Annotated in this window: 8 protein-coding genes and 1 pseudogene; 6 read left to right on the top strand and 3 right to left on the bottom strand. The window is 60.9% G+C overall.

The window, feature by feature from the left end; translation table 11 throughout:
- The first annotated feature begins 86 nt into the window (after nucleotides 1-86).
- From ASD03_RS03210 to ASD03_RS03200, 3 genes and pseudogenes are all read left to right on the top strand, one after another.
- Nucleotides 87-795: pseudogene (locus tag ASD03_RS03210) on the top strand (glutathione binding-like protein).
- A gap of 77 nt (nucleotides 796-872) precedes the next feature.
- A complete protein-coding gene (locus ASD03_RS03205; RefSeq protein ID WP_057212475.1) occupies nucleotides 873-2,111 on the top strand; it encodes an FAD-dependent oxidoreductase in 1,239 nt (412 codons plus the stop codon).
- Nucleotides 2,112-2,536: 425 nt separating this feature from the next.
- Nucleotides 2,537-5,335, top strand: a complete 2,799-nt coding sequence (locus tag ASD03_RS03200) for an EAL domain-containing protein (RefSeq protein WP_025426055.1) — start codon at nucleotides 2,537-2,539, stop codon at nucleotides 5,333-5,335.
- A 165-nt stretch (nucleotides 5,336-5,500) separates the two neighbouring features.
- On the opposite strand, the gene ASD03_RS03195 is transcribed toward ASD03_RS03200, so the two are convergent.
- The 3 genes from ASD03_RS03195 to groES all read right to left on the bottom strand — a co-directional run bounded on the left by ASD03_RS03195 (nucleotide 5,501) and on the right by groES (nucleotide 8,709).
- A complete protein-coding gene (locus ASD03_RS03195; protein ID WP_025426056.1) occupies nucleotides 5,501-5,947 on the bottom strand; it encodes a hypothetical protein in 447 nt (148 codons plus the stop codon).
- 765 nt (nucleotides 5,948-6,712) lie between these two features.
- A complete protein-coding gene (groL, locus tag ASD03_RS03190) occupies nucleotides 6,713-8,350 on the bottom strand; it encodes a chaperonin GroEL (RefSeq protein ID WP_025426057.1) in 1,638 nt (545 codons plus the stop codon).
- Nucleotides 8,351-8,412: 62 nt separating this feature from the next.
- Nucleotides 8,413-8,709 carry a co-chaperone GroES gene (gene groES, locus ASD03_RS03185; RefSeq protein WP_004675403.1) on the bottom strand — a complete coding sequence of 99 codons (297 nt, stop codon included), beginning with the start codon at nucleotides 8,707-8,709 and terminating at the stop codon, nucleotides 8,413-8,415.
- 468 nt (nucleotides 8,710-9,177) lie between these two features.
- On the opposite strand from groES, the gene ASD03_RS03180 reads away from it, so the two are divergent.
- The 3 genes from ASD03_RS03180 (at nucleotide 9,178) to ileS (ending at nucleotide 14,278) form a co-directional block, all read left to right on the top strand.
- Nucleotides 9,178-10,026: a TIGR01459 family HAD-type hydrolase gene (locus ASD03_RS03180; RefSeq protein ID WP_025426058.1), complete on the top strand. Its 849-nt coding sequence runs from the start codon at nucleotides 9,178-9,180 to the stop codon at nucleotides 10,024-10,026.
- 13 nt (nucleotides 10,027-10,039) lie between these two features.
- On the top strand, nucleotides 10,040-11,023 hold the full coding sequence (locus ASD03_RS03175; protein ID WP_025426059.1) for a bifunctional riboflavin kinase/FAD synthetase: 984 nt from the start codon (nucleotides 10,040-10,042) through the stop codon (nucleotides 11,021-11,023).
- A gap of 345 nt (nucleotides 11,024-11,368) precedes the next feature.
- Nucleotides 11,369-14,278 carry an isoleucine--tRNA ligase gene (ileS, locus tag ASD03_RS03170; protein ID WP_025426060.1) on the top strand — a complete coding sequence of 970 codons (2,910 nt, stop codon included), beginning with the start codon at nucleotides 11,369-11,371 and terminating at the stop codon, nucleotides 14,276-14,278.
- The last annotated feature ends 92 nt before the right edge of the window (nucleotides 14,279-14,370 follow it).

The raw sequence follows: 14,370 nt of genomic DNA, 5'->3' as shown, positions 1-14,370 counted from the left end.
GCGCTCTGCCGGGCGCAGCGCAGGTTGGTATCTGCGCGGCGCAAGCGGCGGGTGCCGTTCGCGCCATTCGTTTCGAGGAGCATTCCATGGCCGACCTTTCCGCCTTTCCGATCACCAAGCGCTGGCCTGCGAAGAACCCGGACATCGTCCCAGCTCTATTCCTTGCCGACGCCGAACGGCGTGAAGATCTCCATTGTGCTCGAAGAACTGGGATTGCCCTACGAGGCGCACCGGATCTCGTTCGACACCAACGACCAGAAATCGGCGGAATTCCTGTCGCTCAACCCCAATGGCCGCATTCCGGCGATCATCGATCCGCACGGCCCTGGCGGCAAGGCGATCGGGTTGTTCGAGTCTGGGGCGATCCTTCTCTATCTCGCGGAAAAGACAGGGAAACTTCTGCCTTCGGATGCGGCCGCGCGTTATGAAGCGATCTGCTGGGTGATGTTCCAGATGGGCGGCGTCGGCCCGATGCTCGGCCAGTTCGGTCACTTCTTCAAATTCGCTGCCGACAAGGTCGCCAACAACATCTATCCGGTGGAGCGCTACCGCGACGAATCGAAACGGCTGCTGGGCGTGCTGGAGGGGCGGCTCCAGGGGCGGTAATGGCTGATGGGCGATGAGTATACGATCGCCGACATCGCCACCTATCCCTGGGTCGAAGGTGCGCGCAAATTCTATGGCGGCGCCGATGTGCTCGACTACAAGAGCTTCCCGAATGTGATGGCCTGGGTCGACCGAGGACTGGCGCGTCCGGCAGCGCAAAAGGGCATGGAGATCCCGGCCAAGGGCTGACGATCGGCCGGCGTGGCCGTCGTTCGAGTTGACGAGGCTCGGGCGGAAAGGCTACGCCTTGTTGTACAAACGAATAAATGACGGGTGAGAGCGTGTCCGGAAAGCTTGTTGTTATCGGTGGCGGTCAGGCCGCCTTTGCGTTGGTCGCCAAACTGCGGGCGTTGAAGGACGAAAGACCGATCACCATCGTCGCGTCCGAGGCAAGCCTGCCCTATCAGCGTCCGCCACTTTCCAAGAAATACCTGCTTCGCGAGATGAGCCTTGATCGACTGCTTTATCGGGCGGAAGCCTGGTACGGCGAGCATGATGTCGACATCAGGCTGTCGACCACGGTGACGGATCTCGACCGAGATGCCAGCCGCGTGATGCTGAGCGACGGCACGTCGCTCGACTATGAGACGCTCGCGTTTGCAACCGGCGCCACCCCCCGTCGGTTGCCAGCCTCGGTCGGCGGCGATCTCGACGGCGTTTTCACCGTCCGCGACTTCAGGGATGCCGATCTGCTGGCTGAAGAGATGAAGCCGGGCAGGCGGGCGCTCGTCGTCGGCGGCGGCTATATCGGCCTTGAGGCCGCGGCCGTTGCACGAACGCTCGGGCTTGAGGTGACGGTCATCGAGATGGCCGACCGCATCCTGCAACGCGTCGCCTCCGCGGCGACGTCAGGCATCGTTCGAGAAATCCATCGATCGCGCGGTGTCGATATTCGCGAGGGAACAGGGCTCAACCGGCTGGTTGGCGAGAATGGCCGCGTTACCGGCGTCGAGCTTTCCGACGGGTCGGTGCTTCCGGTCGACCTCGTCATCGTCGGTATCGGCGTGACCGCCAACGACCACCTGGCGCACGACGCCGGTCTTGAAACCGCCGGCGGCATCGTCGTCGACAGCCACGGCCGCACCTCCGACCCGGCGATTTTCGCGATGGGCGATTGCGCCGTTCAGCCCTGGGGCAACATGCGCATCCGCCTCGAATCGGTTCAGAACGCCGTGGATCAGGCCGAGGCTGTTGCCGCCGTCATTGCCGGCGGTGTCGAGCCTTATGCGCCCAAGCCCTGGTTCTGGTCGGACCAGTACGATGTGAAGTTGCAGATCGCCGGCTTTGGCCTCGGCCACGACGAAACCATCGTTCGCCCCGGCCAGCGCGAGGGCAGCGTTTCGGTCTGGTATTTCCGCGAGGGCAAGCTTCTGGCCGTCGACGCGATCAACGACGCCAAGGCCTATGTCACCGGCAAGAAGCTGCTGGAGACGGGTATTCAACCGGACAGGGCCGTCATTGCCGATCCGCAATCGGATCTGAAGGCGCTTCTGGCCCAGGCTTAGAGCCTGTCGCGCAAAAGTGCGTAGCGGATTTGCGACATCGACAGGCGAAAACAGGGGCTTGAAGCGCACCAAGCGAATTCTACAGCGCCGCGCGTCTTATTAGACGCGCAAAGGTCGCTGTAGCACTTTGAATTGCTGCATGTTTTTATCCTTATATCGAAGACGATTTAAGGAAACATGCAGTAGAGACCCCGATGCGCTTTAGCGGTGTGACCGTCACAGCGTCATTGGGCCGCTTCGAAATCTTTAACTACAAGGCGTTGGCATTTCAGCCTTCGTTAAGGACGAAAGCAACGTCCTGTTTCGAAACGGACGTTGCGACCTGACTTTTCACAATTCCTTAAACGGCACGACGCCAACAGAAGCGATGAACCGGAAGTGGGCGTTCCATTTCCGGACCAGAAATTTCATTTAGGCGTTTGGCGATGTTCAAGGTTCTTACATGCCTCGTGGTCGAGCATGACCCAAAGCTGGTCGTGCTCGCCGCCCTCATCTGCTTCCTGTCGAGCTACGGTGCCGTGACCTTGCTTCAGCGAGGACGCGCATCCGCAGGCAAGGCGCGGGCGATATGGGCCGTGGCTGCCGGCATCGCCAGTGGCTTCGGCATCTGGGCGACCCACTTCATCGCCATGCTTGCCTACGACCCAGGCGTCGTGCTCGGCTATCAGATCGATCTGACGGCCCTGTCGCTTGCCGTCGCGGTCGTTCTGACGACGATGGCACTGCTGATTGCGACCTATGCGCAGGGACCTGTCGCCTGGATCGCCGGCGGCATCGTCCTCGGTTTCGGCGTCGCCTGCATGCACTTCCTCGGCATGGCGGCGCTCGATGTTCCAGGTACCATCCGCTGGGACTGGACGCTCGTCGTCGCCTCCGTCTTTGCCGGCTCCCTGTTCGATATCGGCGCCTTGCGGGCCATCACACACATCGATCGGCCGTTGAAAGCCAAAATTCTGGCGACGCTGTTCATGACGCTCGGTATCGTCGCCTTGCACTTCACGGCGATGGGTGCGGTGACGATCGAAGCCGATTTGCTGCTGCCGTCGCCCGAGGGGATGATACAGCCGCATTTTCTTGCTTTCGTCATCGCCGGAACCGCTTTCTTCCTGCTAACCATGGTCTTGCTTGCCGCAGGCTTTGCGCACCATGCCGAGCTTTCCGCCGCCGCCTCCGAGCGCGAATTCGCCCGCTTCGTGAAAAGCGTCAAGGACTACGCCATCTACATGCTCGACGCAAAAGGCCGCGTCGCGAGCTGGAATGCCGGAGCCGAAGCCAACAAGGGCTATACTGCCGACGAAATCGTCGGCAAGAGTTTCGGATGCTTCTATTCTCCCGAGGATCAGCGGGCAGGCGTACCGCAACAGGCGCTCGACGAAGCCTATGCCAACGGCAAGTTCGAGTGTGTAGGCTGGCGCTATCGCAGGGATGGCACGCGCTTCTGGGCGCATGTCGTGATCGACCCGTTCCTGCATGAGGATGGCACGCATGCGGGCTTCATCAAGATCGTCAAGGACATCACCAAGGAAAAGGTCGACGCCGACCGCATCGCCGAAGTGAGCAAGAATCTCGACATTGCGCTTGAGAACATGTCGCAGGGCATCTGCCTCTTCGACAGCGGCGACCGCCTGCTGCTATCCAACCGGCGCTGCCGCGAGATCTTCGGCTTCTCGGAGACGCTGGCCGGAAAGGGCCTGACGTTCCGCCAGATCCTCGACGAGGTTTTTGCCCGAACCTATTCCGATCCGGTCATCGCCCGGGCGAAATCGGAAGAACTCTATCAGAGGCACCGCGTCGACATGGTCGGCAAGGGCGGTGGCGACATCGTCGAAAAGCTGCCGAACGGTCGCTCGATCCTGACCAAGCACCGCACCCTCGCGGATGGCGGCTGGGTCAGCACCTACGAGGACATCACCGAGCGCCTGGACAGCGAGGAGCAGATTTCGTTCCTCGCTCGCCATGACAGCCTGACGGGCCTCCCGAACCGGCTGCAGTTCAGCAGCTATCTAGAGGAGGAACTCGATGCGGCCGCCTGGTTCTCGCGCAAGGTCGCGGTGATCGGTCTCGACCTCAATAAGTTCAAGGAAGTCAACGACCTGCATGGCCATGCTGCCGGCGATTTCGTGTTGGTGACGATTGCCCAGCGGATGAAGTCGCTGTTGCAGGAGGGCGAGTTCGTGGCCCGCTTCGGCGGCGACGAGTTCGCGGCCGTCAAGCGCTTCGAGGAATTGTCCGAACTCAACGACTTCCTCCGCCGCATCGAGAAAAGCCTGCATGAAGAAATGCGCTTCGGCGACTTCGAGTTGAAGTCCGGTGGCAGCATGGGTGTCGCGATCTATCCGCAGGACGCCGAGACGGCCGACACGCTGATCAACAATGCCGACCTTGCGATGTACCGCGCCAAGGCCGCGCTGAACCAGAGCGTCTGCTTCTACGAAGTGTCGATGGATGAGGCTGCACGCCAGCGCCGCAGCCTTGCCAACGATCTGTGGGATGCGATCGAGAAGAATCAGTTGGCGTTGCACTACCAGGTCCAGAAGTCGGTGATGTCAGGTGACGTCATCGGTTATGAGGTGCTTCTGCGCTGGCACCATCCCGAGCGCGGTATGGTGCCTCCGAACGAGTTCATTCCGCTGGCGGAAGAATGCGGCGCGATCCTGCCGATCGGCGAATGGGTTCTGCGCGAGGCCTGCCGCGAAGCCGCGGGCTGGCAGAGCACCCACAAGATCGCCGTCAATCTTTCGCCGGTGCAGCTTGCCAATGGTGACATCGTCAGCCTGGTCGAGGACGTGATTTCCGAGACCGGGCTCGACCCGAAGCGGCTGGAACTCGAAATCACGGAATCGACGATCATCGACGACAAGGAGCGCGCGCTCCTGACCCTTCGCCAGATCAAGGAGCTTGGGGTCACCATCGCGATCGACGACTTCGGCACCGGCTATTCGTCGCTCGAGACGCTGCGGTCCTTCCCGTTCGACAAGATCAAGCTCGACAAGAGCTTCATGTGGGAGGTGGAAGCAAGTCCGCAGGCAAAGGCGATCGTGCGCGCCATCCTCGCACTCGGGCAGAGCCTCTCGGTTCCTGTTCTCGCCGAAGGCGTCGAGACGCAGACGCAGCTCGATATCCTGCAGGCGGAAGGCTGTGACGAAGCGCAGGGTTACCTGCTCGGCAGACCAGCACCGATCTCAAGTCTCGCCATGGGCAAGGTGAAAGTGGCGGCCGCCTGACGGTCGCCGCCGCCTGCACGACACGGCGGCCCGGCAAACATCATTGAGGCTATTTCCAGGAAAAGTGCGATGCGATTTTCCACCAGGAAACGCGTAAAGACAACGAGCTGGAACGCTTTTGGGACTCTGTTTAAGCGCGGAAGCGCTCTGTAGGCGGGAATGCACCTACTGGCGCAGAAGCATCTTTCCCGCACCTTCGACAAGGAAGCGCGGGAAGAAGAAGATGCCGTGGATCGTACCGGAATAGCGTTCTTCGAGGCCCGAGGATTCGCCGATGCAGAACACCGGCTGCTTGTGGCCGGATTCGAGGCTGATCGTCGTCGAGAAGCAGAAGGACGAACACGTGGTTGCCGCCTGCTCAAAAAGCTCGAGCACGTGGTTGCGGTCGGCGAGGTCGTAGCAGCGCACGAAATTGAGCAGCCCGCATTCGCTCTCGTTGAGACCGTGGATCGCGGACGCCTTCTCGCCAAGCCGGAACAGGCCCGTCGACAGGTCGCCCGACCAACCTTCGGAAACGCAGAACTGTTCCAGGAATTCCTGATGCGGGAGACCGGAATGCATCTGTCCCGGAACACCGAGGGGAACTGAATTTGTTCTCGTGATCTTAAACACGGTCTACCCCAGCACGACCCCTGGCGAATGTCGTCTTCCCACCAGGCAGGCCCATCCCCAATATACAACCCTCGCCAGCCATCGACCCATAGCAGGAAGAACACGCACGATAGTCGGTTGCGTCTTTCTGTACGGAAAGGTCACGAAACTGTGACGTAGCTCGCCAAGCGAAATGATTTCGCAGGAAAGGCCGGCTTAATTTGCGATGAAATACTTATATGCTTTGCGTGATGTTCTCAAAGAGAGCTTGGACACACAGTTAATATGAAAAGTTTGAGCGATTTTTCGCTCGCTTTAGGCCCACCATCCAGTCTCTCGTGAATCTCTGTCCACTTGGGGCGGTGTTATAGTTCGTTTTTTCTCGACTTCAACGCTTTTTTAGTGCCGCCGCAGCTACCGGGTAATTTTTCCTGCGGACAGCTTTGACGTGCACGTTAGATGCAACCGCAGGATTATCGCAAAAACGAGAAAGGGCGACCCGAGGGTCGCCCTTTCCGATCCGAATGGATCATCGTGGATCTGCTTGAACAGGTCCGCGATAAGGCTGGCGCCCTATCACATCATGTCCATGCTGCCCGTTCAGCGCGCTTGACGCGCTGAACCGCTCTTAGTGCATGGGCAAAGCTTTATGGACAATGCTGCGATTGGGCTGGCGCCCTATCACATCATGTCCATGCCGCCCGTTCAGCGCGCTTGACGCGCTGAACTGCTCTTGGTGCATGGGCGAAGCTCTATGGACAATGCTGCGATTGGGCTGGCGCCCTATCACATCATGTCCATGCCGCCCATGCCGCCCATGCCGCCCGGCATCGCCGGCGAGTCCTTCTTCGGCAGTTCGGCGATCATGGCTTCCGTCGTAACGAGAAGGCCAGCAACCGAAGCCGCGTCCTGAAGGGCGGTGCGAACAACCTTGACCGGGTCGATGATGCCCATGGCAATCATGTCGCCATATTCGCCGGTCTGGGCGTTGTAGCCGAAGTTGTCCTGGTCCTTGTCGAGGATCTTGCCGACAACGATCGAAGCTTCGTCACCAGCGTTCTCAGCGATCTGGCGGGCCGGAGCCTGCAGAGCGCGACGAACGATGTTGATGCCGGCTTCCTGGTCGTCGTTCACACCCTTGACGGTGATCTTGACGGAAGAACGCAGCAGGGCAACGCCGCCGCCCGGTACGATGCCTTCCTGAACAGCAGCGCGCGTCGCGTTGAGAGCGTCGTCGATGCGGTCCTTCTTTTCCTTCACTTCAACTTCCGTCGAGCCGCCAACGCGGATTACGGCAACGCCGCCAGCGAGCTTGGCAAGACGTTCCTGCAGCTTTTCGCGGTCGTAGTCAGAAGTGGTTTCTTCGATCTGAGCCTTGATCTGCGAAACGCGGCCTTCGATGTCGCTCTTCTGGCCAGCACCGTCGACGATCGTGGTGTTTTCCTTGGAGATCGAAACCTTCTTCGCACGGCCGAGCATGTCGAGCGTGACGTTTTCGAGCTTGATGCCGAGGTCTTCGGAGATCACGGTACCACCGGTCAGGATGGCGATGTCTTCGAGCATGGCCTTGCGGCGATCGCCGAAGCCCGGAGCCTTGACGGCAGCGATCTTCAGGCCGCCACGCAGCTTGTTGACGACGAGCGTAGCAAGAGCTTCGCCTTCGACGTCTTCAGCGATGATGAGGAGCGGCTTGCCGGTCTGAACGACAGCTTCGAGAACCGGGAGCATGGCCTGGAGGTTCGAGAGCTTCTTCTCGTGGAGGAGAACGAAGACGTCGTCGAGGTCAGCGACCATCTTTTCCGGGTTGGTGACGAAGTAGGGGCTGAGGTAGCCACGGTCGAACTGCATGCCTTCGACGACTTCGAGTTCGGTTTCGGCGGTCTTGGCTTCTTCAACCGTGATGACGCCTTCGTTGCCGACCTTCTGCATCGCTTCTGCGATGTCGAGGCCGATCTGACGCTCGCCGTTTGCCGAGATCGTGCCGACCTGTGCGACTTCTTCCGAAGTGTTGATCTTCTTGGCCTTGGCCTGGAGATCCTTGACGACTTCGGTGACAGCGAGGTCGATGCCGCGCTTCAGGTCCATCGGGTTCATGCCGGCAGCAACAGCCTTGGCGCCTTCGCGAACGATCGCCTGGGCCAGAACGGTTGCAGTCGTGGTGCCGTCGCCGGCGATGTCGTTGGTCTTCGAAGCAACTTCGCGGACCATCTGGGCGCCCATGTTTTCGAACTTGTCTTCAAGTTCGATTTCCTTGGCAACTGATACGCCGTCCTTGGTGATGCGCGGAGCGCCGAAGGACTTGTCGATGATGACGTTACGGCCCTTCGGGCCGAGCGTGACCTTTACGGCGTCAGCGAGGATATCGACGCCACGCAGCATCTTTTCGCGCGCGGTGCGGCCGAATTTGATTTCTTTTGCAGCCATTTGAGAAAACTCCCGGGCTCATTGCCCATTGGTTGTCATGAAAAGGTGTGGACGACGGCAGATCAGCCGATGATGCCCATGATGTCGGCTTCCTTCATGATGAGAAGGTCTTCGCCGTTGATCTTGACTTCGGTGCCCGACCACTTGCCGAACAGAACGCGGTCGCCAGCCTTGACGTCGAGAGCAACAACCTTGCCGCTTTCGTCACGGGCGCCCGAGCCAACAGCGACGATTTCGCCTTCCTGCGGCTTTTCCTTAGCGGTGTCCGGAATGATGATGCCGCCCTTGGTCTTTTCCTCAGACTCGACGCGGCGGACGACAACGCGGTCGTGCAGCGGGCGGAAATTGGTGCTTGCCATTAGTCTAATCCCTCGATCAAATGACACTACGGATCGCTCAACGACCCGATGGATGGGTGTTAGCACTCTCTTTTGTCGAGTGCTAGCGAGGCCGAGATAAGGCTGGGTCCGGGACGAGTCAAGGATTGGCCGTTCAAAAAATTTCAGGCGACATGATTATCGGCGGCTGATGACAGGCAACGAACGGCGGCCGGGCCGGAACGTTTGCCTGCCTATTGCATGAAGCGGTCGGAATTTGGGCAGATCCGATATCGAGGATTTGCCTGGTCTCGCTGCCCGATCCGGTTGTTATCATGAGCCTCGGGGTCGGCAGGCCCTGACGCTGATGTCCCGTGGACCGTCTCCTCGGCATGAGGGAGGGGCGGGCGCCGAATCCTTGGGAATGGCGGCGATTTTCTAGGCGCGAGGCTTGTATTCTCGGCCCTTCCTTGCCATGCAAGCCGGAAACCGAGTTTGCAGGAAGCCCGCATGGCCGCAAGGATCAACAGTTTTCGGGAAATCGCAGGGCGCTATGACGTCGTGCTCTGTGACGTCTGGGGTGTTCTCCACAACGGCGTTCAGGCGTTTGCGTCGGCCTGCGAGGCCCTGGCGGAAGCGCGTGCAGCAGGGCTTACGGTTGTCCTCATCACCAATTCTCCCCGGCCAAGCCCCAGCGTCAAGGTACAGATCCGCGGGCTGGGCGTTCCCGATGAAGCCTATGATCGCATCGTCACGTCGGGCGATGTGACCCGCACCTTGATCGCCGCAGCCGACAAGAAGATTTTCTTCATCGGCGCCGAACGCGATCTGCCGTTGCTCGAAGGGCTCGGCACCGAGATCGTCTCGTCGGAAGATGCAGAGACCGTCGTCTGCGCCGGCTTCTACGACGATGAAACCGAAACGCCGGAGCACTATCGCGCGACGCTGACCGGACTTGCCAAGCGCAAGATCCCGTTCATCTGCGCCAATCCGGACCTGGTGGTCGAGCGCGGCCACCGGCTGATCCCCTGTGCCGGCGCCATCGCCAAGCTTTACGAGGAGCTCGGCGGCGAAGCCCGGATCGCCGGAAAGCCCTATATCTCCATCTACCGTGCCGCGCTGACGGAAGCCAAGGCCGTTCGCGGTCCACTCGATCTGTCGCGTGTCATCGCCGTCGGCGACGGTATGCCGACCGATGTCAAGGGCGCCCAGGATGCCGGCTTCGATCTGCTTTACATCAGTGCCGGTATTCACGCGCAAGAATACATGAACGAAAGCCGCACCGACGAGGCGAAGCTTACTGCCTTCCTGAGGAAGGAAGGTGCTTCGCCGAAGTGGTGGATGCCCAGGCTCGCCTGACGGGAAGATCGAGATGACGGTTTTTCATCGCAACGAAACCCGCGACCCGCTGCCCGAGCGTCTGCGTGGCGGCGTTGTCGCCATCGGCAATTTCGACGGTGTTCACCGCGGCCACCAATCCGTGCTGGAGCGAGCGCTGGAAGAAGCCGCGGCACGCGGCGTTCCCGCACTGGTGTTGACCTTCGAGCCGCATCCGCGCACGGTCTTTCGGCCAGACACGCCGGTCTTCCGGCTGACGCCCGCACCGCTGAAAGCCCGTATCCTCGAAGGCATGGGGTTTGGCGCCGTCATCGAATACCCGTTCGATCGCACCTTCTCCGAACTTTCCGCGTCCGATTTCATCCATCGGGTGCTCCTGGAGTGGCTGCATGCCTCGCATGTGGTCACCGGGTTCGATTTCCATTTCGGCAAGGGGCGCGAAGGCGGTCCCGCCTTTCTGATGGCGGCGGGCGGCGAAAACGGCTTCGGCGTCACCCTGGTCGACGCCTTCCGCGATGAGAATGCCTCGGTGATCTCCTCGAGCTTCATTCGCTCGCTGCTCGGCCAGGGCGACGTTTCTCACGCGGCCGGCTTGCTCGGCTATCGCTACACGGTCGAGGCCGAAGTAATCGACGGCAAAAAACTCGGGCGGACCCTCGGCTATCCCACGGCCAACATGCGTCTACCGCCCGAGGTCGAACTTAGAACCGGCATCTATGCCGTGCGCTTCCGCCGGGCTGACGGCTCGCTCTATGATGGCGTTGCCAGCTTTGGCCGGCGTCCGACCGTCGACAGCGACGGCGAGGCGTTGCTTGAAACCTTCGTCTTCGATTTTTCCGGCGATCTCTACGGCGAGGTCTGTTCGGTTTCGTTCTTCGGCCACCTGCGCGACGAGCTGAAGTTCGACGGGCTCGACCCGCTGGTGGCGCAGATCCGAAAGGACGAAGACGAGGCGAGGGCGTTGCTCTCCGGCGTCACGCCCTTGAGCGATATCGATCGCCGGATCAACTTCGCCTAAAGAAATCCGTCGCGCCGAAGCGGCGGACCTTTTCAAAAGGCCGAAAACGCCTTAAACAACCGGCCACCATGACCCGGCACCGTCGACTGACCATCGATCAGCGAATTATTGGCCCGGCTTTCCGCGCGCACTAGGCCGCCGGAAGGTCCGGGATTTCGGCGTTTCCAACGCCTCAGTCATCTCTGGAGCGCCGCGCGTCTCTTGGACACGCTAAGGTAGCTCGAACACTTTGAAGCTGCGCATGATCCTTTTCCGAAAATCGATCCCGATTTCAGGGTTATGCGCCGGATACCGAACCCTTTCGCATGCGCGATGATCCGCGCGGAAAAGACGATTGCAAAGACCATGACAGATACCGCTGAGAAGATCGACTATTCCTCCACCCTCTATCTGCCGCAGACGGAGTTTCCGATGCGTGCCGGCCTGCCGCAGAAGGAGCCCGAAACGGTTTCCCGCTGGCAGAAGATGGGTCTCTACAAGAAGCTGCGTGCCTCGGCCGCCGGTCGCGAGAAATTCGTGCTGCATGACGGCCCTCCCTACGCCAACGGCAACATCCATATCGGCCATGCGCTGAACAAGATCCTCAAGGACGTCATCAACCGCTCGTTCCAGATGCGCGGCTTCGACGCCAACTACGTGCCGGGCTGGGATTGCCACGGCCTGCCGATCGAATGGAAGATCGAGGAGAAGTATCGCGAGAAGGGCCAGAACAAGGACGAGGTCCCGGTTAACGAGTTCCGCAAGGAATGCCGCGACTTCGCTGCGGGCTGGATCCAGATCCAGGCGGAAGAGTTCAAGCGCCTCGGCATTGAGGGCGACTTCGACAACCCCTATACGACGATGAACTTCCACGCCGAAGCCCGCATCGCCGGCGAACTGATGAAAATCGCCAAGATGGGGCAGCTCTATCGCGGCTCCAAGCCGGTGATGTGGTCGGTCGTCGAGCGCACGGCGCTGGCCGAAGCCGAAGTCGAATATGCCGACGTCGAAAGCGACATGATCTGGGTGAAGTTCCCGGTCACCGAAGGCTCGGCAGATCTTGCAGGCACCTTCGTCGTGATCTGGACGACCACACCCTGGACGATCCCCGGCAACCGCGCCATCGCCTTCTCCTCGCGTTACGCCTATGGTCTCTACGAGGTTGCGACTGCAGAGAACGATTTCGGTCCGCAGCCCGGCGAAAAGCTGATCTTCGCCAAACGTCTGGCAGACGAGTCCGCCGCCAAGGCGAAGCTCACCTTCAATTTCGTCCGCGACATCGAGGGCGCTGAACTGGCCGCCGTCACCTGCGCCCATCCGCTGCATGGGCTGGGTGGCGGTTACGCGTTCAAGGTGCCGTTGCTCGATGGCGACCATGTCACCGACGACGCCGGCACCGGCTTCGTGCACACGGCGCCGAGCCACGGCCGCGAGGACTTTGACGCCTGGATGGACAATGCCCGCGCGCTTGAAGCCCGCGGCATCTCCTCGGCAATTCCGTTCACCGTCGACGACGCCGGTTATTTCACCGCCGACGCCCATGGCTTCGGCCCGGACGCCGAAGGTGGCGCCGGCCGCGTGCTCGACGACAAGGGCAAGAAGGGCGATGCCAATGATCGCGTCATCAAGGCGCTGATCGCCCGTCACGCGCTATTTGCCCGCGGCCGTCTGAAGCATTCCTATCCGCATTCCTGGCGTTCCAAGAAGCCGGTGATCTTCCGCAACACGCCGCAGTGGTTCGTCTACATGGACAAGGGCTTCGGCGACGGCACGACGCTGCGCTCGCGCGCCCTGTCGGCCATCGACGATACCCGCTTCGTCCCCGGCGCCGGCCAGAACCGCCTGCGTGCGATGATCGAGGGACGTCCGGACTGGGTGCTCTCGCGCCAGCGTGCCTGGGGCGTTCCGATCGCGATCTTTGCCGACGAGCAGGGCGAGATCCTTGTCGATGAGGCCGTCAACGCCCGCATTCTCGAAGCCTTCGAGCAGGAAGGCGCCGATGCCTGGTTCGCCGAAGGTGCCAAGGATCGCTTCCTCGGTAATGACCACGACCACGAGAAGTGGCACCAGGTCATGGACATTCTCGACGTCTGGTTCGATTCAGGCTCGACGCATACCTTCACGCTCGAAGATCGTCCGGATCTGAAGTGGCCGGCTGACGTCTATCTCGAAGGCTCCGACCAGCACCGCGGCTGGTTCCATTCGTCGCTGCTCGAATCCTGCGCAACGCGCGGCCGTGCGCCCTACAACGCCGTTGTCACTCATGGTTTCACCATGGATGAGAAGGGCGAGAAGATGTCGAAGTCGAAGGGCAACACCGTCACGCCGCAGGAAGTGATGAAGGATGCCGGCGCCGACATCCTGCGCCTCTGGGTGATGACGACGGACTATTGGGAAGATCAGCGCCTCGGCAAGACGATCATCCAGACCAACATCGACGCCTATCGCAAGCTGCGCAATACCATCCGCTGGATGCTGGGCACGCTGGCGCACGACAAGGGCGAGGAAGTCGCCCACGCCGAGCTGCCCGAGCTGGAAAAACTGATGCTGCATCGCCTGGCCGAACTCGACCAGGTCGTTCGTGAAGGTTATGACGCGTTCGACTTCAAGAGGATCGCCCGCGCTCTGATCGATTTCTCGAACGTCGAACTCTCCGCGTTCTATTTCGACGTGCGCAAGGATGCGCTCTATTGCGACGCACCGTCGAGCCTTCGTCGCCGGTCGGCGCTTGCGGTGATCCGCAAGCTGTTCGATTGCCTGGTGCTGTGGCTCGCGCCGATGCTGCCCTTCACCTGCGAAGAAGCATGGCTGTCGCGCAAGCCTGACGCTGTCTCGGTCCATCTCGAGCAGTTCCCGGCGATCCCGGCGGAATGGAAGAACGACGCCCTCGAGGCGAAGTGGGAAAAGATCCGCGCGGTGCGCACGGTCGTGACCGGGGCGCTTGAAATCGAGCGTCGCGAGAAGCGTATCGGCTCGTCGCTGGAGGCGGCTCCCGTCGTCTACATCGCCGATCCGGAGCTGTTGAAGGCGCTCGAAGGCGAAGACTTCGCCGAGATCTGCATCACGTCGGCGATCACCGTCGAGGCGGGCGAGGGCCCTGCCGACGCCTTCCGTCTGCCTGAGGTCGCCAAGGTTGGCGTCGTTCCGGAGGCCGCCGTTGGCCGCAAGTGCGCCCGCTCCTGGCGGATCACGACCGATGTCGGTTCGGATGCACTCTACCCTGAGGTGTCTGCCCGCGATGCCGCCGCCCTGCGGGAACTTGGCTTCAAGGCTTAAGGGATCATTTACCGGATGAATTGCGCTTACCGCATTCATCCGGTAAAACCTGCCCGAAATTTGGCGGATTTATCCGCCATGGCGCTGAGTGG

This window comes from Ensifer sp. Root127, assembly GCF_001425225.1.
Classification (GTDB): domain Bacteria; phylum Pseudomonadota; class Alphaproteobacteria; order Rhizobiales; family Rhizobiaceae; genus Ensifer; species Ensifer canadensis.
This window is presented reverse-complemented; position numbering and strand designations above follow the sequence as displayed.